Genomic DNA, 23,455 nt, shown 5'->3' with positions numbered 1-23,455 from the left:
GACACGGCAACATGGTCTTGAGGGTATGCCGTGACCATGTGCCTAATTCACTTGCTCGCTATACTCATGTTTGTTATACTTCAAACGGCGAACCTGTAGACAGTAATTTAGCCCAATTTGTACTTCTACACACATGCCTCTAGCCATAAATGTTTATACAGCCAGAGGCATTGCGCTCATTTTCCTTTTGACGCGGCGTGATCCAGCGGGACTTCTCCCATCGGTACGCCTTGAAGCATTTTTAGTCAGGGTATGGGTTTCTATGCAAACAGAGAATTCAAACAATGACAGCACGACACCGTCTGGATTACGCAGAGCGCGCCTGGCCTTCGCGATATCCGCAGGCAAGTTGGCCGGAGCTTCCGGACGTTTATTTCATATTGGCGGCGGCACCAGTCTACCAGGCATGATCGCGCGCCGCATCGATCCAAACGTGCTGAAATCAGTGGTCGGTGACAGTAAAGCCAAGAAAATTGTGATTACCGGCAGCAACGGAAAAACGACGACCGCGCGCATGACGGCGGCCATCGCCGACGCGGCAGGCCATCGCGTCTCGCAGAACCGCACAGGCTCAAATCTGCTGCAAGGTGTGACATCTGTAGCGGTCAATTTCTCTGATCTCTTTGGACGGCTGGAGAGTGATGTTCTGCTCTTCGAGATTGATGAAGGAACCATACCGCTGGCGGTGCCCGAGATTCAGCCCGACGTGGTTGTGGTTACCAACATTTTCCGCGATCAGCTCGACCGCTATGGTGAGTTGTATTCGGTGGCGCGCGCGCTCAACAAGATGCTGGAGGACCTGCCGGAGACGGCGACCATCCTGCTCAACGGCAACGATCCACAGGTGGCGAACTTTGGCATCAACGCCAAAGCGAAGCGCGTCTTCTTTGGTCTGGAGACCAAGGATATCGGCACGCCGGTCCCTGAGCAGTCGGCCGATATTATCCGCTGCATCCACTGCGATAGCGATTTCAACTACGAGGTGGCCTACCTGTCTCATCTGGGTCTGTATCGCTGTCCTGAGTGCGGCTATACATTGCCACCCCTCGATATAGCCGTCACCTCAGCCGCGCTGGCGGAGAATGGCGAGGGACCCAGCCATATCAAGCTGCGCACACCCAAAGGGGAAATGAAGCTGGAGATCCCGCTGCCCGGCGTCCATAACATCTACAACGCCGCCGCCGCCATCGGAGCCGCGATGGCCGCTGGCTTCTCGCTGGATACCGTACAGACGGCGATGACGAATATTCGCACCGCCTTTGGTCGTATGGAGAAGATCCAGGCCGGTGATAAGACGATCTACCTCTCCTTCGTCAAAAATCCCACCTCCTTCAACCTGATGTTGCGCCTGATCGCCCAGCATCCGGGCAAGAAGCACCTGTTGATGGCCATGAGCCACACGGTCGTCGATGGACAGGACTTTGGCTGGCTGTGGGATGTGGACCTGGAGGATATCGCGCCCGATATTCTGGACGCGGTCTGTAGCGGCAATAAATCAGAAGAACTGGCCATGCGCCTGAAATACGCCGAGGTGCCCACCAATAAGATCACGCTGATCGAGGATCGCGAGGCGGCGCTGGAGGCGGCCATGAAACAGGTTGAGCCGGGCGGCACGCTCTACATCATGAGCGGTTACACTCCCACCCAGGAGTTACGTCGAGTTATGCAGAAGCGCGGCTGGGTCAAGCACTTCTGGGAAGAATAAGGACAAAGACATGAGCGAGAAACGAACAGATACTGCAGGGATGGTAATCAGGATCGGGCATCTCTATCCGACCTTGATGAGCGTCGCCGCCGACCGGGGTAATCTCTTTTCCATTGAGCGCCGCTGCAATGGCGCGGCATCTCAACCGAGGTTGAGCAGATTTTTGTGAAGCAGACGCCAGACTTTACAAAATACGACCTGATCTTGATCCACGGCGCGGCTGACCGTGAGATGGAGATCGCCTCGAGGGATATTCAGCACAAGGCCCCTTCCCTGCTTGAGGCGGCCGAGTCGGGTTCGGTCTTCTTGAGCGTGTGCGCCGGCTACCAGTTGCTTGGCCACTACTATAAACCATTCGATGGTCCTGAATTAAAGGGTGTCGGTCTATTCGACATGTATACTGAAGGTGGGTCGACGCGTTTTATGACCCACATGGCCCTCGAATGCACATTTGAGGAGACCGGAACCAAGGTTCTGGTCGGTTATGAGAACCATAGCGGACGCACCTATCTGGGACCCAAATCACAGCCGCTGGGCAAGGTCCTGGCCGGCTGGGGCAACAATGGGAAGGACGGCGTTGAGGGCGCGATGTATAAAAACGCTTTCGGCACCTATACCCACGGCCCGGTCCTGCCGAAGAATCCGTGGTTTACCGATTTGTTGATCCAGCGTGCGCTTGAACACCGCTATGGAAAAGTAAAGTTGTTGCCGTTAGACGATAGTACCGAGAACGCCGCCCATGATGCCGCGCAAAAGCTGGCGATGGAGTTCAAGGGAACGATGTCCGCGATTGAGGCGACACCCTGGAAACGCTAGCATCTAGCATAGCAAGGAAATAAATCGTCATGCCAGCAAAACATGCCCTCAAGCTTACTTTGCTGATTGCTCTACTGGTCTGTTCATTGCTGGCCTGCGATGTGGTACCCAGCATCACCGTGAATGGGACCCCGGTTACCGCTCCATCGAAAGCCGGTGGGAGCGATACGTTGAATACCTGGACGCAAACTCAGCCAGGGGTTGAGTTGCGCCGGGAACACTGGAAAGGCGCGAGCGGAAACGAGGATACCGTGACGATCACGCGCTTTGATACCCATAAGGTTCATGTCAGTATCGGTTATCAACCAGATAAGCCTTTGCAGTTGAAGGATTGGATGCAGCAAACGAAGGCGATCGCGGTAATGAATGGCGGGTATTTTGATCAGCGTAATCAGGCGACGGCCCTGGTGATCTCAAATGGGCAGGCCAGCGGCAGTTCGTATCAGGGCTGTTGTGGTATGCTCGCGGTGGATGCGCAGAACAATGTAGACATCCAGTCGTTGAACGCCCAGCCCTATGATCCGGCCAATCAGCAACTGCTGCAGGCAACGCAGAGCCGGCCGATGTTGATCGAGAATGGAAAGCGTACCCAGTTTGAGGAAACGGCCGCTTCCAGCCCTCGTACCGTGGTGGCGATGGATAATCAGGGTCGGCTCCTGTTTATCGTCAGTCCGGCGCAGGCCTTCACGATCGACGAACTGGCGGACCTGCTCGTCCAATCAGATCTATCGCTAAAGACGGCGCTCAATCTGGACGGCGGCAGTTCAACCGGGCTTTACCTGAACTCGGGCGATCAACAGGTCAGCCTCGATTCGGTGACGCCCCTGCCGATCGTGATTATCGTCAAATAATATCCTGCTACAAAAAGCCCGGAACAACGATTGATTGTTCCGGGCTTTTTGTATGTATTGGTGTTTAACGCGCCGCCGCCAGACGTCGTTCCATGGTGCGGGCGATGAGGGAGAGGGGATAGCACATTGCCAGGTAGAAGAGGGCGCCGAGAATAAACACGAACATCTTGCTGTTGGGATCAATCTGCGGCAAGGCCAGCCCCGTGGTCACGTATTCTAGCTCGACAATGGCCATCACCAGCAGGAAGGCGCTATCCTGGATCAGGGTGATGAAATTGTTGGTCAGCGGCGGAATGATCACCCGGATGGCCTGCGGCAGGATAACATGCCGCATCGTCTGCCCCGAGTTGAATCCCAGGCTCAGTGCGGCCTCGGTCTGGCCTTTTTCAACGGAGAGGATACCAGTGCGAAACACCTCAGTCAAATAGGCCCCATAGTTAAAGCTCAGACCCAGCACACCATAAAAATAGCTATTGAAGTCGGTCGGCACCAGGCTATTGCTCTGGAGCACCGTCATACCATTGAAGGCCAGGGTGTATGGATCGAAGCCGAGATTGGACAGAACGAGCCGCACCCCAAAATACCATAAGAAGAGTTGCACCAGCAGCGGTGTGCCACGCGTAACCTCAACGTATATCAGCGTGATCCAGCGCAGTACGCGGAAACGTGAAAGGCTACTGATCGCGCCCACCAGGCCAAAGATAATAGCCAGGATGGCGCTCAACACCGACACCACCAGCGTGACCAGTGTCCCTCCCAGCAGCGTGGGCAGATAGACCAGCGCCTGCTCCCTATAGGTATAGAGATAATAAAGAAAGGCGCCTACGGCGACCGCGAGCAGTATATAGTAAAGGTAGTCTGCCCCTACCATGCGATGGCGCGGCCAGAGGTCGCGCTTCATATCTGGCGGCCGATTGGAGGGCCGCAAAGATTCCGAGACCATTGTTTCCATTCCTCCATTCATTTCATCACAGCGCGGCACGCAGACGGCGCTCCAGAAATCTGGCCACATAAGAGACCGGCAGGCTCATCAATAGATATAGAACGATCGCCAACAGGAAGAAGGGCATCGGATTGCTGGCATTTCTGCGCACAAAGAAATTCAAGACGGACGTTAGCTCGGTACCAGCAATAATGCTAATGATGGCAGAATCTTTGAGCAGATAGATAAAGTCATTGACAAAGGGCGGGATCATCAACGGAATCGCCTGTGGCAGCTGAATGTGAAAGAAATTCTGACTGGGCGACAGGCCCAGGCTCAGCGCGGCCTCGGCCTGCCCCTTATCAACCGAGAGGAAGCCGGCGCGATAGATCTCGGCCTCGTACGCCGCGTAGTTCAGGGCCAGCGTCCCGATGCCCGCCGTCCAGCTATTGACCCAGAGCGCCCACGATGGATGTATGCCGGCCAGCAGACCGCCTAGTCCATAGTAGACGATGAATATCTGGGCCACGATCGGCGTTCCACGCACCACTTCAATAAAGATACGCGCCGGATTACGCAGCCAGATATACTGAGAACCGTCCATCAATGCCAGGAGCAATCCCAACACCAGGGCCAGGGGAAAGGATACGATGCAATAGAGAAGAGTATTGCGCGCTCCGACTAAAAAACTGGGCAGAGCAGGCCAGATTACATCCATTTCTTACTCCATACCACAAACAGGCAGAAACTTATTTGACACCAATGGCGGGCTGCTGGTCGGTCCAGAGTCCCCAGCGCTGATAGATTCCCTTCAGTGTGCCGTTGTTCTTCAGTTCGGCCAGGGCCTGATCGATCTCTTTCTGCAGCGTCGCGGCATTGGGATTATTCTTGTTGAAGGCGATGACATAGTCGCTGGCATCAAAGGCCTTGCCGATCAGCTTGAGAGACTTGTTGACCGCGCCGCCCGAACCAAATCCCAGTACATAGTAGGTGACGGTCGAGAAGTCGATCAAGACAGCGTCGATACGCCCCAGGGCCAGGTCGTTAAAGGGCAGATCCGGATCATAGGATTTGAGCTTGATCTTCTTGTCGGCGGCCAGCAGTTCCTCGGCTTTGAAGCCGGCACCGGTCCCCACCGTCAGACCCTCCAGGTCGGTCAGGGAAAGATTATCGTTGGTCGTCTTGCTGGCAAAGCGGCTATCGTTGGAGCGCACAACGATCTGCTGCCCATTGCGATAGTAGGGCTGCGAAAAGATCTCCGTCTTCTTGCGATCCTCTGTGATCTCCCAGCCATTGAGGATGACGTCGAAAGCGTTGGCCTGCAGGGATTGATCCAGCTGCGCGTAGTCGGTCTCGACCTGCTTCTGCGTCACACCCATGAGATTGGCGATGGCGGTCGCGATCTCCAACTCAAATCCGATCAATTTGCTGGTCTTGGGATCGCGGTAGACGTAGGGAGCGCCATTGTCGGAGGTCGCGCCCCACTGCAACGTATTGGCGATTTTTAAGCCCTTGTTCCCTATCTTTGAGGTTTTATTGCCATTGCCAGCAGGTGTGGTCGGAACATTGCCGCCGCAGGCCGCCAGCAGAGATTCGAGCGCGCCCCCGGCCGCGGCCAGGCCGCCAAGCTGAGCAGCTCGCTGCAAAAAGACACGTCGATTTACATCATGAGCCATTATTATGCCTTTCTAAAGACACCATTAGTCCAGGTAAAAAAAATGAAAAAAAGAAAAGAGCGCGGCCGTTTATGGCAATACCGAAAGGACACGCTCAAGAAAAAGCTGGGTGCGTTTCTCTCTGGGTCGCCGGAACAATTCGTCGGGATCGCCCTGTTCAACGATCGATCCGTCTGACATAAAGACGACACGGTCGGAGACGTCGCGAGCAAATTGCATTTCATGGGTCACCACAACCATGGTGCTCCCTTCATAGGCGAGGTCTTTCATGACTTTTAACACCTCACCAACCAGTTCCGGGTCCAGCGCGGAGGTCGGCTCATCGAAGAGGAGGGCGCGAGGCTGCATCGCCAGGGCGCGCGCGATCGCGACACGTTGCTTTTGACCACCAGAGAGGCGGCCGGGATAGACATCCCGCTTCTCTAACAGTCCCACTTTGGCCAGTAAGCTTTCACCTAGGGCGACGGCCTGATCTTTGGAGAGCTTACGTACCAGCAGGGGGGCCTCAATTATGTTTTGCAATACCGTCATATGAGGAAAAAGATTAAAATTCTGGAAGACCATGCCCAGTTCGCGACGAATCGGGCTCAGCTGCTTCACGGGAAGGTTGGGGTTTAAGCGCTCCCCCTGAATATAAATTTCGCCGCTGGTCGCCTTTTCCAGGGCATTCAGACACCGAATGAGGGTGCTCTTGCCAGATCCGCTAGGACCAATTAAAGCTACGACTTCTCGCCTTTTGACCTCGAAATCGATATCCTTGAGCACATGTTTGTCGCCGAAATACTTGTTGAGCTTATCCGTGCGGATAACGATATCCCCCTCAACCGGGGTAAGATCCTGTAGTGACGCATTTTCAACAGCCTGGGATCGCTGGGATTCGGGGTTCATGCGTCTGCCCTCCTTCGGCGTTAGTCCTTGATACAATTCAGCGCGTATCCTCACTTGCCAGATACTATAAAGCGCCCCCTGCCCGCAGGCGCTTCTATGTAGACGGTGTGGTTGCCCAAGCGGCAGTTTGCACACAAAAAAATTTACCATTTGTGATTACGAATATTGCAGGCCTTTGATAACAACCAATCAGGCATTCAATCAAGAATTATACACGATCTCTGTTAAAACTGTGTAGTTATATAGGGCAATAGGACTGCCAGGGTAGGGAGCCACCTGCTGATCGTGTAGGAGGTGACAAAATATGCGGATCTACCATTGTAGCACAGCTAAAGCAGAGCCGGGTTCTACCCTGCCTTAGCTGTGCTACAATGAACGCGGGCCGCTCAATGCCGGTTCATCTTTCCCAGACCCAGCAACGCGCTGGCGGAGGGAGACACCCGCAGGAGCCGAGCCAGCTGGTTGCTATCGCAGGAGTATGTCCCCGCATCGACCTGAGCCTTTAATTGGTCTACGTGGGTGGTGCGTGCCTCACCATCTGTCCGGGCCAGTAACAGTGCCTTCAGATAGGCGCTGTCCGCCTTCTGCCCCGGCACTTCATTGTCTGTGCGTGGGTATGTAGTTGTTGTATAACACGTAGCCGCTAGAGCTCCATGCTCTGGCGTGCGCGAATGCTTTCTCTGTATATTCATAGCTGGCGACCTCCACCTGCTTCTTCTCATTACCTCTCAAGCCTCGCCCATCGATACTCCTCCCTGCCAATCAAGGGAGCGGTGCAAGGCGAGAGGAGGAACAGAGGTACCCACATCCTCAACACCCAATTACTACTTTCCAAACCATTCCTCCGCCCCATCTTCCAACCGACTCTGTCCTCTCTCGACTCACATACAGAGCATAACCCAGTTTTTGGAGCATCAGTAGAGATATTTGTCACTGAATAAGAGGACAAAAAGTCCCAAATAGATAGAGTAGAAGAATTTGTTTCTATATTGGCGCAACAGGGGCGCGAATGCGCCCCTGTTGCGCCAATATAGAAAACATATAGAAAACCGGCGCGAACGCTCTCTAAGCAGAAGTTTGCTGACGCGCTTTCAAGTAACGGCGCCGTTGCTCGAGGCGTTGCATGCCCTTATCGTGCTTGCGTTTGCGGCGCAGACGCAAGAGTAGTAGCACGGCCATGATGGCGGCTTCAGATCCGGCCGCGATAGCCAGCGCCAGCGGCACAGCTAGAATAGCCATGGAACCATGTAGAAACTGGAACAAGAAATAGAGCATGAACCAGCGCATCAAGAGCGCGTATGTATTGGTCACAAATGGGGTCCAGGCATCCTTGAGGGCAAAAAAACCGCCCGAGAGAAGATTGCCCGCAGCCAGTCCGGGTAGCGCGCAGGCATACCCCAGTAGCGCCAGGTTGGTGAGCTCTGAGGCATGGGGATCAAAGGCGCCGTGCTGGAAGAGCAGGTGGATCATAGGCTTGCCGAGAACAGCCAGCACAATCGCGGCGGGCACCGTCAGAACGATCGAGGCCCCGATTACCTTCCAGGCCATCTGGCTCATGCGCATATAACGACCGGCGGTAGATTCAATCGCCAGGTGCGGCATCAAGGACTGTCCGATGGCCTGCCCGATCAGAGCGACAGGCAGTGCCTGCAACATTTCCGCGTTGTGCAGCGCAGCCAGGCTGGCGACATCGGGCAGATAGGATGCGAAGTGGGTATCAATGATGTTGCCGATATACGCAACGCCAACAGCCAGCGCATTGGGCAACAACAGGATCAGGACCTGCCGTAAGCCGGGATGGCGGAAGTCCCAGATGAATGAATAGCGCACATGCTGTTTGGCTAAACCCGGCAGTTGTACCACCAGTTGCAGCAAGACAGCCACCAGCGTCCCATAGGTAGGGCCGTAAATGCCTACACCCGGTACAAATTTGGAGACCAGCAGTCCGCCAATCAGACCTACGTTATAGACGGCCAGCGAGACAGCCGGGAGCAAAAACTGGCGCCGACTATTCAGAATAGCCGTAATAACCGTGCCCATCCCCAGGATCAAGGGCTGCAACAGCATGATGCGCGTTAAGGTCGTGGTTAAATCTTTTTCCGCCGGTGAATACCCTGGAATCAGTATGTGATTGACAAAGGAGGGCGCGATATATTCGCCGATCAGCAGCACCGCGGTCATCGCCACCAGCAGCATGTTAAAGACCAGGCTGGTCAAACGCCAGGCCTCCCGATCACCCTTTTCTTTTTCATATGCCAGAAACACCGGTATAAAAGCATTGATGAGGGCGCCACCGGCAATCAGATTGTAAAGGGTATCGGGTAAGCGTGCCGCCGCGTAATACGCATTCGCATCAGGGCCAGCGCCGAAGAGGGCATTAAAGATGACCTGACGTACTACGCCTAACACACGAGAGGTCATGAGGGCAAGCATTAGCAGAAACGCACCCTCAAGCACGCTGAAACGACGCAGAGATAAACCTCCACCCAAGCGAAAATTGCTAAGCTTAAAACGGAGGAAACGTCCTCCCCAGACCATACGACGCTTGCGAGGCGCTTTACTCTTTTTAGACATTTGTTGGGATGCATCGCTCTGCGGTTCGACATCGGCAACTACCGATGGTGAAGCGTCACCCGTGCTACGTGGTTCGTACGAGATAAGAATCCCTCCTCTCGACCTGACAAGACATAGTTCAGTCCCATTGAGGTCGAATTATACCAGTCCATTAGCATTAATGGCTAGCTAATACTCAAAAAGTACTGCTAAGTTTAGACCGCAGTCAATGTAAAGCAAAAGTACGTTTAAGGCGAATAATATTGGCTCATTCTAGCATAGTCATGCCTTCGTGGGTACTAAACGCTATAACGATGCACTTTTAGGGCGGGGCTTATAAATGTTTAATCCTATTTTGATATCTTCGCGACCTGGAACGGCGATATTGCCCTCTGTGCTGGCGATGGTAATAGATTTTCCGCTGGAAGAGGGGCCATATTGCTGTTCCAGGTTCACGGCGATAATCAGTTTGTTGCCCTCAATTTTTAGATCTACATTTTTCATGAAAATTTCTCCATCTCATCAACCTGATTTTTTAGGTGAGTCATCCTAAACTTTTGAAAAAGTTCCCAAAACCAGGGGTGCAGGGTCCTCCCTGCCGGGGTGTGGGGTGTCCCCACACTCCCCTTCCTCCTCGCGCCGCCTGCGGCGGCGCGAAAAAAGAAAAAAAGAAGTTTTTGTGGGGACACCCCACACCCCGGCAGGAGGGCTAGCCGCCCTCCTGCACCTCCCGCACTGGGAGTATGAAACCCGTTTTTCGGATTTTTGAAAAATCCGGGATGACTCACTTATGACGGTGAAGCACCGCAGGTGCAAAACCCTTTTTTGAGGAGGGAGCATCATTCTCTTTTCCTCTACTAGTGAATATACCTTAAAGATGAGGAAAAGAGGAAAAGAGGGGGAGAGGAGTACTTGTTTGTAGATGTGATAAAAAAATGCGCGCCAGAGCGCGCATTTTTTTATCACATCTATCAATTACAACATAAAGGAGGAGGCTGGACTATCAACCAGCCTCCCCCTTATGTGAGATAACTTCTACGCCTGAACATTATACTTTGAACGTCTGCGGCTGATGGAGCCACCTTTGCGCCCGGCTGCCTGGGCCTCTTCGCTCGTCCATTTATGGGCTGTACCTAAAGCATGAGCAGCCTTGCCGCCTTTGCTTGCTATTTCACGTTTCTTTTCGGGACTCATCGAAGCGAAACCACGGCCACGCCCTTTTTGTGTTTGCATTATCTTTCTCCTCCTAAGAGTGTGAATTTTAACACCCTTAACTCATTCAGGACGTAAGAGTACAGGGGGGCCCCCTAACTCTCTTCCCTACACATTTTGTCTCCCTGGTACTCATCTTGAGGTCGATGTAGGACTCTCTCTAAACCTACTACTAACAACACGACTCATCTGATAGTTTAGATACACATGAGACGACCAATTTTTTCTTTCAATTTAAAACTCATAGCGCCAATGGATAAAGTGTTATTCTTTATACACTGAGTTTCAAAAAGCCCTTTTTTTACAATCGCCCAAAGCCAGAGGCTGTGTAAGTCCATCAAATACGTCAGAATGAGAATATGCATAAGCTTTGACAACACCTTTTGCGGGTGCAGCGGAACAACCCGACAATATATACAGGATAACAGGTGTTCTGATGCTGATACAACCCATACATAAAACTTTCAGCATTTTTTAAGGCTTACTCATCTATTTTTAAGCAAATGGCCGAGCCTGAAGCTATAATTGAGCTCAAGCACTGCAGATCGCTTCAGAGTTTCAGGCGAAAAAGCACGACAGTTTCTAATGGTTGTGGTGGATTCACCGTAGCAAGTACTAGTACTACCATAGGAAGATAGTTACATGAATCGTTCAAGAAGAAGAAAGCTATTTCTCAAGCTCATGTGTGCATAAATGCAAAACAATGGATTACAGCTCTTCCTACAGCAGAACTGTATCTGTATTTGATAGTGCATGCATTATCGAGGCCGAGGCAGGGGCTATCGGCAGGGTTAAGGTGATAGAGGTTCCCTGGCCGTTACCACTTTGCAGGGCAATCGTTCCATCCATCGCCTCGACCAGTCTGCGCACAATATACAGACCCAGACCCACACCGTTGGCCCGGAGCGCCATCACCTGTGGTAGACGCAAAAAGGGCTCAAAAACCATCGACTGCTGCCACGCGGGAATCCCAATCCCATAATCCCTGACGGTAATACAGAGCTGCGGCAGTTGCTCCTTCGTTACCAGGGAGCGGTTATCCAGGAGCACATAGTTGGTCAGGGGAAGCGTGCGGGTGGTATAGACGAGGATCTCGATCAGGCCGCCCTCTGGTGAGTACTTGATGGCGTTCTCCAGAAGATTCTCCAGCACCTGGCGTACGCGATGCTCATCGGCCCAGGCGGCTGGCAGTTCGGCATCGGCCACGCATTGGATTGTGTAGGATGATGTCTGCTGCAGCACGATGCGATCCTGGATCTGCCGGGCCACACGCTGGCATAGCGCCACCAGGTCCAGCGGTGCCGGGCGTACAGTTACGCGTCCCGACTGGATACGTGCCAGGTCCAATAGATCATCGACCAGGACCTCCAGGTGCTGTACCTGTTCCATGACCGACAGCAGGTAGCGGCGCTGTGACTCAAGCGGCATGGCATCCACGACCTCCTCGTCTTCCGCCGCGAAGCCATAGGTTTGCAGCAAGCCAACATATCCCTTGATCACACTTAAAGGGGTGCGGAAATCATGGCCGATCATGGAGATGAGCGCGTCCTGCTCAGAGATCTTCCCCTCCCTTTGCTCCAGTTCGAGCGTAGAGGCAGAGGCGGCGGGTGAGACGTCCGTTGCCTGGGGTTGTCCACAGCACAGCTGCCGCAAAACGTGCTCAATTCTCCTGGCCACGCCGGGAAGAAAGTGGGATAAGAGTTGCCCTTCACCAGGTCCAAACGCGTCTTCCTGGCTGTCAGCGCACACCACAAGACCAACATTGCCGTCCGGACGCCAGAGAGGTGCGATCAGCATAGTACATAGTTCCTCTCGCCATTCCAGGGGCATGACAAGCTTCCAGATCGAACCGGTCTGGATGGCTATATCGCATATGGCCCTCACCCGCTCTTCTAGCAGCGGCCGCAGGGCGTGAATGGACCCATAACAGTGGATGGAGCAGGCAAGATGGCCACCGGCCTGCGTTAAGAAGGGATGACAGAGGGTAGCGTCAGGACAGTATAAGAACAGGCCCACGTCTTCACAACCCACAAGCTGACGAATAGAGGCGGTCATTGTGTGGAATATCCGGGGATCAAGCACGTCCATCTCCTTCTCCGCTACACCCTCTGATAGAATTCTCCTTTAGTATATAGAAGGAACCAAGAAGCGAACGGCATTATAGCGTACCGAACGGCCAGGATGCGTATGAAATAGCTTGATATACACTTGACCGGCCTGAGGTTGAACGGTACAATTAAACCACGATACCCAGATGCGATCGAGATGATCTTTTTGCTCAACCCACGTACACTGTAAAGAGGCAAGCTCACGCATGAGCATCAGCCCTTCTTTATACTATTTCCCATCTTAGAATACTGAATACTGCAATAGGTAGCTCTGTTATCATACTAATGTGTAGCGTATGCCAACCAAGGTTAAGAGAGGGCCATAGTGTATGTCTGAGAGAGACAGCAAGCTGGAGCAGTCCATTTCCCCGGGCGACAATGAGACGGAGACAGAGGGTTTTCTGTATATCGAGCAGAGCAGCGACAAAACGCCTGCCGAGACAGACGGTGTGGCACCTGAACAGAATGAGGTTGAACCGGTCACGCCCCTGTCAGCCCGCAATCGCGAGCGCGCTGGCACTATTGAACACCTGGCGGCCCGCAAATCCTATCCAGAGATAGACAAGCAATCGCCCGAGCTCAAGCAACGTCTACGCACGCTGCGCGCAGAGGTTACGCGCATCCTGACCAGTTTACGCTGGGAAGATCAGTCGGTGGAGGAGACGGCACGGCAACTGGTCCCGCTCCTCAATATTGGCCCTATCCCCCAATGGCGCAATACATTGATCCCTTTTCTGTACGAGATTGATCGTGGAGGCGCGTTAATCCCGGTCTGGCTCACGATCATCGAGCAAGGGGATCCCACGGACCTGGCACCCGATACAAATCCAGGGGAGACGGAACAGGGTCGCGCCCGTCGCTACGCTATCCTGATGCTGGGGAACTATCGCACGATGGGTATCGCGGGCACAGGATCACAGGCACGCTTCGCCAGTCGCAAGGAGGATGGCAGCCTGGTCACGATGGACCTGGCGCAATATCTGGGTTCGCTGGCTACTGATCCAGATGTCTCTCTCTATGCGTGCCGTTCGCTGGTCAAGCACGCGACGATGGCTTCGATGCAGGCTTTGATCGGTGCCTTGAAGGAGGCCCGGGGCTGGGCCAAAGTGGATGTGGTTGAGGGGTGCCTGGATTTCCAGCAAGAGCGCTTCTATGACATCTTGATCGATAACGGACTGGAACACGCGGTGGGGCTCGAGAACTATATCGCCGTGCCGCTCTATCGCGCCATTCCCCTTGAACGTTACCTGGAAAATAAGCAGGCACCTCCGCGCCTGAGGGCCAATGCCGCGCTGATCGTTCAGCAGGTGCTGGCCGATAGCAATAATCTGCCGCTAAATCCATCTACAGAAGAAACGCCGCCACCTGTTTTTAATGATAACGATCGCTTCCCTGTAGTCGCGCAGGCTTTGCTGCAGAGCGCGATCTACGCGCCGGATTGGCAGCACGCGGTGGCGCTGCATCAGATGGGTATCCTGATGGGCCGCTACTGGAGTGAAATCAATAAAAACACGATCACGGATACGCGCATCCTGAAGCCCATCTACCAGGTACTACCCCTGATGAATGAGGTTGAACGCTGGATGAATGGTCCGGGCCGCGATGTCTTACTACAGGCCATCGCCAATCCAGAGGAAGACAAGCTCATCCCTGTCGCGCGCGCCCTGGGAGAGCTCAAAGATCCACGCGCCACGACCCCGATTATTGAACGCCTGGAAACGACGAAGTCGCTGAAGGATCGCGCGCATGCTTTAACCATTGGTGCGCTCTGCGATACGCTGGGCCGCATCGGCGATCGCCGGGGAGCCGCCCCTATGTTCCAGCTCCTGGCCCGCACGGTTGATCTTGAGCGCAGGCGACAGCTTCCCAAAAGAGCCGATACCCTGCCACAGGGTGATCCCAACATCCCGGGCAGCATCGTCTACGCCGCGGTCATCCACGCGTGTGGGCAGATAGGAGATCCCGGCATCATTGAGGGCATCTGGAACGCCACGCGGGACGTTGATCCATATGTGCGCACCCAGGGCCTGGAAGCCTTAAAGCTGCTTGATCCACAGGGTGAAAGGGAACAGAGCAGGACGATCGTGCGCCAGGCTCTACGTGATCCACGCGCCTCCGTGGTACGCACCGCCGCATCTCTGGTGCGCCAATACAGGGACACGGGCGCGGTCCCCATCCTGCAACAGGTCGCCGACGAGCGCACCGACCTCACCTACGAACTTCAGGACACCCTCCGCCAGCTCACATAAAATGTGAGTCAGGAGATTAACCATTTTATGAGGGATCGGTGCACCCACCCGGTTGTTTGCATCGACTCCTCATAAAAAACAATCCTCTTACATTGCTTGTATTGATGCCTGCTATGGGCATCAATACAAGCAATGTAGCACTATTGTCTTATTCCACCCCAAAACATTTATGGTCCTCCTGTATACTAAAAATAGGGAAGAGTATGATTTACTGGTTGAGAGTGGCTATCTTTCTTTGTTTTGGTACTCTCACCTTTTAAAATCACAAAGGATTTTTTGAGATGAACATGTTGGTGGGGAAACATCTCGGAGGGTACCGTCTGCAGCGACTCGTCGAGAATGGTGGTATGGGTGATATCTATCTGGCACAACATACACGCATCGGGCGCAGGGTTGCCATCAAGGTGGTATGCGGGGACCTGCGTGCCGTTCCCAATACCCCGGAAGGAAAGCAGGCGGCCGAGCGCTTTGAACGCGAGGCACGGGCTGTCGCCGAATTGGAACATGAACATATTTTGCCGCTCTATCACTTCGGCGAGGAGAATCTGGATACGAGCCTGGGTCCGATTACCTACCTGGTAATGCCCTATATTTCGGAGGGCTCACTCTGGAACTGGCTGCAGCAGCGCACACAGCAGTTTGGCTTTGGCTGGCCTATTTCCGCTGAGGAGGCGGGCTATTATCTTTTACAGGCGGCTTCAGCGCTACAATATGCGCATGATCATGGTATTATTCATCGTGATATCAAACCAACGAATTTTTTAATTCGCGTTGAACGCGGCCCGTTCAAAAATGATCAATACCCTTACCTGTCAAATATTTTTCCACATGGCAGACCACATCTCTTACTGGCGGATTTTGGCCTGGCCTCCTTCTACCGGGCGGGGCGTTCTTTGCATCGTTCGGTGGGCACACCACTGTACATGGCTCCGGAACAATTTGATGATCCTTCGCTGGCCACCTCGGTCCACGTGGGTCCCTCGGCCGACCAATACGCGCTGGCGGTCATGATGTATCAGTTGATGACGGGGCGTGCCGTCTTTGAGGGGACCGCGGCCCAGTTACTGCATCACCATCATCATACCCCACCTGAACCACCCAGCAAATTCAATGCCAGCCTGCCCCGCGAACTGGATGAGGTCTTCTTGCGCGCCCTGGCGAAGAAGCCGGAGCAGCGCTATCCGAACATCCTTGAGTTCGCGCAGACCTATGACGCGGCCCTACAGGCAGCGCTGCGCGCACGCCAATCTTATCAGAATGTCGGCCGCCCGGCTACGATCCAGCGGGAAGGGGGTCGGGAGACCAGGTCATTCGCCGCCCAGAAGCCACGCGACGCGACGACGCTGCCAATGCCACCCCAGGAAAAAGGAGCACACCAGCCGGACAAAGAGCTCTATGGAGGGGGCGCACAGGTAGCGACCTTAGAGGAGCCCGAACGAACACAGCACCGGCAATTGCCGGTCTCCCTGGTCGTTAAGGGCAAGGCCATTACCGACCATCCGGCCCTGCTCTCGGCCATCCCGACCTTTACCGGCCTGCAGAAAACGATGCCGCTGCGCTTCGTGCGCCTCTCACCAATCCTGGCCTTCTTCTTGCTGGGACTGGTATTTCTGCTCCTGGTCACGGTCGCTATCCTGGCGGCCATGCTGCTTATCCTCCATGGTCGATAAATAGAGAAGACAAAGGAAGGGCTCCGCTGCGATTGTGGCGGAGCCCTTCCCTTATCTTCTATCCACCATTTTTAAGCGGTGGGCGGGATGATGGGGAGCGCGATAAAAGAGGGATGGGCGGCATCGTGCAGGATGGTTTGATGAGCAATCACCAGTTCGCTGTCGACCCCCAGTTCGTAACCGGTGTTGGGATTGCGGTCCCAGCGCGGGAAGTTACTGCTGGTGATATCCAGGCGGATGCAGTGTCCCTGCTTGAAGACGTTGCTGGTCGACCAGAGATCGATGACATACTCGTAGGCCTGCCCCGGCTCGATCAACGCCGGTTCGGCATCGTCGGGAAAATTACGATAGCGGGCGCGGATAATACCATCCGTCAGGTTCTGGGTGTAGCCGTCCGGGTATACGTCCACCAGGCGCGCCACAAAATCGGTGTCGACGGCGCTGGAGGTGGCCCACAGGTGCACAACAATGGGGCCAGTCACCTCAACATCCTGCGTCAGGACAGGGGTGGTATACACCAGCACATCCGATCGCTGTTCGGTTGGCCGCTGATCAAAGACGCCACCACGATATTCTGGTGTCATCAGCAGGGCGCCACCTCTGGTTATGACGGGATTAGCGGGATCATAGACATAGGTGTCGGGCTGTTCTTCCTCGGGTACCTCGGTTGAGATCACACCATCGCCATCCAGGCTGTTGGCCTGACCCGCGCTGTGCAGGTAATAGCGCGTCTCGACGGCGCGGGCCAGCGGCCACTCCTGCTCATCGCGCCAGATATTGGCGCCCATCACAAACAACTTGATCGGTGCCTCCGACAGAATGCCGGTATCCTGTCCCTTCAGGAAGTGATCGAACCAGCGCAGCTGCATGCTCATAATGTCGCTCTTGAGATCCAGCAGGCCGGGCATGGCCGCGAAGCCGAAGTTCTTTTCGCCCACGGGATTTGTCGAGCCACCGTGGATCCAGGGTCCGATCAGGAGCTTGCTCTGCTTTGCTTCCGGCGTACTGCCGTTCTCGCGCATGATGCGGAAGTTCTCCAGCGTATCCTGCAGGAAGATGTCGTACCAGCCGCCGATGTTGAAGGTGGGCACCGTAACCTGGTCGTGCTTGCCCAGGATGGTCATTGGCTCGACCAGTTCAGGGCTCATCGGCTTTTCAAAGACATCATAGAAGTCTGGCGCCATATTCTTGTACTTCAATGGGGCGAACTCTTTGAGTGGTAAGGACCAGTAGCCCTGCGTGCCCAGCTCATCCATGGTCTTCGCCCAGGTATACATATCGGTACCCAGTTGAACGGGATCACGCTCGATAACATGGCGACGCATCAGACCATTGGCGGCCATGGACAGCTGCCACGAGGCGGTGGTACCCAGCTCCAGGGCCCCACCACGGAACATCACCCCATTGAGCGGGTCGTTCCAGGTTATGTAGGGGATAAAGGTCTTGAGCGCGTCCGGCTGATGCACGGCGGCCGACCACTGGGTAAAGCCGAAATAGGAGGCCCCAAACATGCCCACGTCCCCATTGCTATATGGGAGCTGGGCCGCCCAGGCGATCGTGTCCAGGCCATCCAGAGCCTCGCGCCGCATCGGTGACCACTCGCCCTCCGAGGCGAAACGACCTCGCGTATCCTGCACAATCACCACATAGCCACGGCGAGCCGCCTGAACAGGATCCAGCACACCGGCGGCATTGGGAAAGTCCTTGCCATATGGTAAACGCGTCAGCAATACTGGCCACCGGCCCTCCCCCTCAGGACGGTATACGTTGGCGCGTAGTGTGACCCCATCACGCATCTGCGCGGGAACATCAAATTCAATCTTCACCGCTAGACCCGGCTGAACTGACATAGACACATTTCTCCTTATTAATGCTTGCGCGTCATCGTTGATAGTTGCGCATCATCACAATATTTTTAGAGGAAAAAACCAACAAATCCATCATACAACGTTCAAAAGAAGAACGCCACCAAAAACTTTTATTTATAGAGAGGTGGTGCAAGGCCATGGGTGGATGCGAATACATCCACCCGTGGCCTTGCACCACCTCTCTATAAAACACTTGATTCTTGACACATGAAGATATCATTCGTTATACTCAGTCCAATGATGGATGAAAAAACCATCGCTAAATCCTTGCAAGCCAGCTTCAGGCTGCAAAATAGAGTGGGACCATATGTCGCAAGAACAAACAACGGGAGCATACCTTGTCATCCAGAAAGGTTCTCTGGCTGGCAAGCGTATCGAATTGTGGAAAGAGTGTACAACCATTGGTAGAAGCCGCGATAGTGATATCTTTCTGGAAGATATCACGGTTCATCGCAGGCAAGCGCGCATCCTATTTACCGATCATGGATATGCCCTGCGCGATGACCATGGGAGCGGAGATAGTTTTGTCAATGGAAGTCCCGTTGCGGAACGCTTGCTCAATAGTGGGGATGAGCTCCAGTTTGGGAACACGCTGATGACGTTCTTCGCCAATGAGGGGACGCGTCCGTTTCAACTACCATCCTCACGCGGTCGCGAGCTTCATATGGGAAAAACACCCCCACCAGAGCCGACGCTGATCGCGCAGCTGCAGTTTACCAATAACAATAGCGGAGTTCGCAGTATCGAGCTGCTGTCCGGGATGACGATCGGGCGCAGTCGCGACTGCGCTATCTTTCTGGAAGATCTGACGGTCAGCCGCCACCATGCCACCATCAATGAGATCGCGCCGGGCCAGTATGAGATTGTAGATAATCGCTCGGCGACCGGCACCTTTGTCAATGGGAAGCCGGTCGCGCGTTGCCTGCTGAGCGATGGTGATCGGCTACAGATCGGCAATACAATTCTGTTATTTCGCCTGACCCACGCGTAATTATGCAGTTCCTCACAGGTCAAAGGGTCAGTAGCAAGGGCGCCGATCAGGATACCGATCCCAGTCGTTGCCTCAAGTATTGTACACGCTCGTTGTAGATATCGACCTCGCTCCCATCCACCCGCTTTAGCGGTTCCTCATAGGCGCGCGTGTCGCTCATAAAGCGGCGCACCTCGCGCGCGACGTCATGCTCATAACCCTTCCCCTTTTCACGTACCAGCGTGGCAGAGATGTCGCGATAGGTCGGATCAAATGGCTGGGAGTGCACGTAGCTGGCAAAGCGCTGGTTCTGTGGCCGCTGCAGCAGTTCGGTCAAAGCCTCCTCGCCGGCGACCCCACGTGGCACCACCAATAGTTCGGCCAGGTGGAAGAGTTCCTCCAGCGATGCATCGCGGTCCTCGTAGTAGCGAGGATCGAAGATCTGCTCGATCTTGTCAAATCCCATTAAGAAAAGGATGCGCTTCACCTTTGGAAAGGTCTGGCGCACGGCCCTGGCCTGATCAACATAGAGTCCACGATTGAAGAGCAGAATGCCGGTTCGGGGCAGACGCACGCGCAAAAGATCCTGCAGCAAGATAACGCGATCCAGCAGCAGTGGCCTCTCTACCCCTTCTTTATCTACGGTGCGCTTGCTAAAGGCGGCATAGAGATGGGTGGGCTCTCGTTGCGCACGCGCGTAGCGCCAGCCCTGTTTAAGCAGGGCGAGGTGCGCCACAGTGGGAGGGTTAAAGGAGCCTGTAAAGATGATGATTGTGTCTCGCGGCGGCGTGGTGCCGGGGGCGCAGACCACCTGTGGAGCGGCATCTGGCTGCAACTGATTGAGCAGGCGCTGCACATGCCACATGCGGCGCAGCCTCGTTGTTGAGATATACATATTAGTACATAAGCCAGGAATCTGAGGATATACTCCTCAAATTCCTGGCTTTCTCCTCTACTACTATCGTGAGCTTACAGGGGATTAATCCTGTAAGAGACGGCGTAACACGGTTGGGAGGATGCCACCATTTTCATAATAGGTCACGTCGATCGGGCTATCCAGACGGGCAATGGTCTGGAAGGAGAAGGTGGAACCATCTTCGCGCGTGACGTTGACGGTCACTTCCTGACGCGGCTTCAGCGAGGAGATACCGGTGATCTCATAGGTCTCGCGTCCGGTCAGGTTGAGCGATTCCTTGCTCTCACCCTGCTTGAACTGCAGTGGCAGGATGCCCATGCCCACCAGATTGCTGCGGTGGATGCGCTCGAAGCTCTCGGCGATCGCCGCGCGGATACCGAGCAACAGGGGTCCCTTGGCCGCCCAGTCACGTGAGCTGCCGGAGCCATACTCCTTACCGGCGATCACCAGCAGGGGCACACCGTCCTTCTGATATTGCATGGAAGCATCATAGATGGTCTGCTCCTCGCCGTCTGGCAGGTGAACGGTATAGAAGCCTTCTTTGCCATCCACCAGGCGGTTGCGCAGGCGAATGTTGCCAAAGGTGCCGCGCACCATCACTTCATGGTTGCCGCGACGCGCGCCATAGGTGTTGAAGTCACGCCGGGCCACACCATGCTCGACCAGGTACTGACCGGCGGGGCTCTTCTCGGCGAAGCTGCCCGCTGGCGAGATGTGGTCGGTGGTGATGGAATCGTCGACCATCACCAGCACGCGCGCGCCAGAGATGCCCTTCACCGGCTCGGGCTCGGGCGACATGTCCTTAAAGAAGGGCGGCTCCTGAATATAGGTGGAGTTCGCGTCCCACTCAAAGAGTGGACCCGTGGCGTTGGAGAGCTTCTGCCAGTGCTCGTCGCCCTCAAATACATGGGCGTAGTTCTTGGAGAAGACTTCGGGCGTGACGGCCTTCTGTACCAGATCGCGCACCTCCTGCTGGGTGGGCCAGATGTCGCGCAGGTAGACATTTTCACCGTTGGCGTCGGTCCCGATGGGATCGGTGGTCAGGTCGACGTCGACGGTACCGGCCAGGGCGTAGGCGACGACCAGCGGGGGCGAGGCCAGGAAGCTGGCGCGCACCTGCGGATGGATGCGTCCCTCAAAGTTGCGGTTGCCGCTCAGGACGGCGGCGACCACCAGGTCGTTATCCTGTACCGCCTCGGCCACCGGTTCGGCCAGGGGTCCACTGTTGCCGATGCAGGTGGTGCAGCCAAAGCCAACCAGGTGGAAGCGCAGGGCCTCCAAGTATGGAATCAGGTCGGCGTTCTCCAGGTAATCGATGACGGCGCGTGAGCCAGGTGCCAGGCTGGTCTTGATGGCAGGATTGACGGAGAGGCCGCGCTCGACCGCGTGCTTGGCCACCAGTCCGGCGGCAATCATAACGGATGGATTCGAGGTATTGGTGCAGCTGGTAATAGCGGCGATGGCGACCGAGCCGTGGGTCAGCTGGGTCTGTAGATGACCGAGCTCAACGGTAACGGCCTGGCTGGTCGGCTTTTCGGCCACCGCGGTAGCCGTCGCGACCTGGCTGGTCGGCGGGGCCGTCTTGAAACGATCGGCATAGGCGCTGCGGAACGTCTGGGCCAGCGCGCTCATCGGCACGCGGTCCTGTGGACGGCGTGGGCCAGCGAGGCTGGGCTCGATCGTGCCCAGGTCGAGCTCAAGCAGGTCGTCAAACTGTGGCTCAACCGTCTCGTCGGTGCGGAAGAGTCCCTGGGCTTTGCTATAGTGCTCAACCAGCTCGACCAGTTTGGGATCGCGGCCGGTATCGCGCAGGTAGCGCAGAGTCTCCTCATCCACCGGGAAGAGCGTGGCGGTGGCGCCGAACTCCGGCGACATATTCGAGATGGTGGCGCGATCGGCCAATCCGAGCTGACTGAGACCGGGACCGGTAAACTCGACGAACTTGGCGACCACGCCGCGCTTGCGCAGCATCTGGGTCACGGTCAGCACCAGGTCGGTCGCCGTCGCCCCCTCGGGTAGCGCGCCCGTCAGGCGCATGCCGATCACTTCAGGCGTCAACAAATAGAGCGGCTGGCCCAGCAGGACGGCCTCGGCCTCGATGCCTCCGACGCCCCAGCCAAGTACACCCAGGCCATTGATCATGGTCGTGTGCGAATCGGTACCCACCAATGAATCGGGGTAGGCCACAGTCTCGCCTTCGTCATCCTTTGTCATCACGACCGAAGCCAGGTACTCCAGGTTAACCTGGTGCACGATGCCAGTTCCGGGAGGCACAACGCGGAAATTGCTGAAGGCATGCTGGCCCCAGCGCAGCAGGGCGTAACGCTCGCTGTTGCGCTCGTACTCACGTTCGACGTTACGGGCAAAGGCAGTAGTCGAGCCAAACGAATCTACCTGAACGGAATGGTCGATCACCAGGTCCGCGGGCACCAGCGGATTGATCTTCTGAGGATCGCCGTTGAGCCGCGCCACGGCCGAACGCATCGCGGCCAGGTCCGCCACCGCGGGAACGCCAGTAAAGTCCTGCAGCAGGACACGGCCCGGCAGGAAGGGATATTCGGCCTCGCTTGAGGCGGCCTTACCAGGCGTCCAGCCAGCCAGTGAACGGACATCTTCTTCCGTCACCAGGTCGTTGCCAGCATGTCGGAGCAGGTTTTCAAGAATAACTTTGATCGTAAACGGAAGTCGATCAAGACCCTGCACACCACGCTCCGCCAGAGCGGCGAGGCGATAGTAGTGGACTGTACCATAAGCGCCCTCTAAAGTTGAGCGGGCTCCAAATACATCTTTGTACATAGTCATATCAGGTCCTTTTGGGAGTAGTTTGTTGGTGTAGGGAGACAGATAGTGGCACCAAAGCGTGCGCGCGCCAGACCTACATTTTTAAACAGCTAACATTCTTTCCGTTTTTATTATATAGCATAGAGGCGTGTTTGTGGACATATGTATAAACCAGCAAAAAGAGCATGAAATGTGAAAAAGCTTATGAATATAGCGACTCAAACAAATTTTTATGGAAATGACAAAAAAGCTGAATGAATAAGAGCCGCC

Annotated in this window: 19 protein-coding genes; 7 read left to right on the top strand and 12 right to left on the bottom strand. The window is 55.1% G+C overall.

The genetic code is table 11. The annotated features are described in order from the left end of the window. Positions 1-262: 262 nt before the first annotated feature. From AABA21_RS28630 to AABA21_RS28615, 4 genes are read left to right on the top strand one after another with little or no spacing between them, the layout of a single operon-like run. Complete coding sequence (locus AABA21_RS28630; protein ID WP_338255489.1) at positions 263-1,705, top strand: MurT ligase domain-containing protein; 1,443 nt, start codon at positions 263-265, stop codon at positions 1,703-1,705. Between the two features lie 10 nt (positions 1,706-1,715). Then, the gene (locus tag AABA21_RS28625) at positions 1,716-1,874 is read left to right on the top strand and encodes a hypothetical protein (protein ID WP_338255487.1); all 159 of its coding nucleotides are present in this window, start codon (positions 1,716-1,718) and stop codon (positions 1,872-1,874) included. After that, positions 1,871-2,521 (top strand): type 1 glutamine amidotransferase, encoded by a 651-nt coding sequence (locus AABA21_RS28620; protein ID WP_338255486.1) that lies wholly within the window; start codon positions 1,871-1,873, stop codon positions 2,519-2,521. Before AABA21_RS28625 ends, AABA21_RS28620 begins: the two co-directional genes overlap by 4 nt. A 29-nt stretch (positions 2,522-2,550) precedes the next feature. Beyond that, complete coding sequence (locus AABA21_RS28615) at positions 2,551-3,372, top strand: phosphodiester glycosidase family protein (RefSeq protein ID WP_338255483.1); 822 nt, start codon at positions 2,551-2,553, stop codon at positions 3,370-3,372. Between the two features lie 64 nt (positions 3,373-3,436). Here AABA21_RS28615 and AABA21_RS28610 read toward each other — a convergent pair whose 3' ends face one another. From AABA21_RS28610 to AABA21_RS28570, 9 genes are all read right to left on the bottom strand, one after another. Then, positions 3,437-4,315 (bottom strand): amino acid ABC transporter permease, encoded by an 879-nt coding sequence (locus AABA21_RS28610; RefSeq protein ID WP_338255482.1) that lies wholly within the window; start codon positions 4,313-4,315, stop codon positions 3,437-3,439. A gap of 25 nt (positions 4,316-4,340) precedes the next feature. Then, entirely contained in the window at positions 4,341-5,012 is a 672-nt protein-coding gene (locus AABA21_RS28605) for an amino acid ABC transporter permease (protein WP_338255481.1), read from the bottom strand. Between the two features lie 31 nt (positions 5,013-5,043). Continuing rightward, on the bottom strand, positions 5,044-5,970 hold the full coding sequence (locus AABA21_RS28600) for an ABC transporter substrate-binding protein (RefSeq protein WP_338255480.1): 927 nt from the start codon (positions 5,968-5,970) through the stop codon (positions 5,044-5,046). Between the two features lie 69 nt (positions 5,971-6,039). Continuing rightward, on the bottom strand, positions 6,040-6,858 hold the full coding sequence (locus AABA21_RS28595) for an amino acid ABC transporter ATP-binding protein (RefSeq protein WP_338255479.1): 819 nt from the start codon (positions 6,856-6,858) through the stop codon (positions 6,040-6,042). Positions 6,859-7,244: 386 nt separating this feature from the next. Continuing rightward, positions 7,245-7,550: a flagellar biosynthesis anti-sigma factor FlgM gene (locus AABA21_RS28590; protein WP_338255478.1), complete on the bottom strand. Its 306-nt coding sequence runs from the start codon at positions 7,548-7,550 to the stop codon at positions 7,245-7,247. A 373-nt stretch (positions 7,551-7,923) separates the two neighbouring features. Beyond that, a complete protein-coding gene (gene murJ, locus AABA21_RS28585) occupies positions 7,924-9,396 on the bottom strand; it encodes a murein biosynthesis integral membrane protein MurJ (protein WP_338258486.1) in 1,473 nt (490 codons plus the stop codon). A gap of 321 nt (positions 9,397-9,717) precedes the next feature. Continuing rightward, a complete protein-coding gene (locus AABA21_RS28580; RefSeq protein WP_338255477.1) occupies positions 9,718-9,915 on the bottom strand; it encodes a hypothetical protein in 198 nt (65 codons plus the stop codon). A 531-nt stretch (positions 9,916-10,446) separates the two neighbouring features. Continuing rightward, positions 10,447-10,644, bottom strand: coding sequence for a KGG domain-containing protein (locus AABA21_RS28575; RefSeq protein WP_126551677.1), 198 nt, complete (start codon positions 10,642-10,644; stop codon positions 10,447-10,449). Positions 10,645-11,343: 699 nt separating this feature from the next. Continuing rightward, entirely contained in the window at positions 11,344-12,705 is a 1,362-nt protein-coding gene (locus AABA21_RS28570) for a sensor histidine kinase (RefSeq protein WP_338255474.1), read from the bottom strand. Positions 12,706-13,060: 355 nt separating this feature from the next. Between AABA21_RS28570 and AABA21_RS28565 the strand changes: the two genes are divergently transcribed. Both AABA21_RS28565 and AABA21_RS28560 read left to right on the top strand, forming a co-directional pair. Further along, positions 13,061-14,980: a HEAT repeat domain-containing protein gene (locus tag AABA21_RS28565; protein ID WP_338255473.1), complete on the top strand. Its 1,920-nt coding sequence runs from the start codon at positions 13,061-13,063 to the stop codon at positions 14,978-14,980. A gap of 281 nt (positions 14,981-15,261) precedes the next feature. Continuing rightward, positions 15,262-16,650 (top strand): serine/threonine protein kinase, encoded by a 1,389-nt coding sequence (locus AABA21_RS28560; protein WP_338255472.1) that lies wholly within the window; start codon positions 15,262-15,264, stop codon positions 16,648-16,650. Positions 16,651-16,721: 71 nt separating this feature from the next. Here AABA21_RS28560 and AABA21_RS28555 read toward each other — a convergent pair whose 3' ends face one another. Then, the gene (locus AABA21_RS28555; RefSeq protein WP_338255470.1) at positions 16,722-18,500 is read right to left on the bottom strand and encodes a CocE/NonD family hydrolase; all 1,779 of its coding nucleotides are present in this window, start codon (positions 18,498-18,500) and stop codon (positions 16,722-16,724) included. A gap of 325 nt (positions 18,501-18,825) precedes the next feature. Between AABA21_RS28555 and AABA21_RS28550 the strand changes: the two genes are divergently transcribed. Continuing rightward, positions 18,826-19,509 carry an FHA domain-containing protein gene (locus tag AABA21_RS28550; RefSeq protein WP_338255468.1) on the top strand — a complete coding sequence of 228 codons (684 nt, stop codon included), beginning with the start codon at positions 18,826-18,828 and terminating at the stop codon, positions 19,507-19,509. A gap of 46 nt (positions 19,510-19,555) precedes the next feature. On the opposite strand, the gene AABA21_RS28545 is transcribed toward AABA21_RS28550, so the two are convergent. Next, positions 19,556-20,353 (bottom strand): nucleotidyl transferase family protein, encoded by a 798-nt coding sequence (locus AABA21_RS28545; protein ID WP_338255466.1) that lies wholly within the window; start codon positions 20,351-20,353, stop codon positions 19,556-19,558. Positions 20,354-20,467: 114 nt separating this feature from the next. Then, a complete protein-coding gene (gene acnA / locus AABA21_RS28540; RefSeq protein ID WP_338255463.1) occupies positions 20,468-23,206 on the bottom strand; it encodes an aconitate hydratase AcnA in 2,739 nt (912 codons plus the stop codon). Between the last annotated feature and the right edge of the window lie 249 nt (positions 23,207-23,455).

It is taken from the genome of Dictyobacter halimunensis (assembly GCF_036245075.1).
This window is presented reverse-complemented; position numbering and strand designations above follow the sequence as displayed.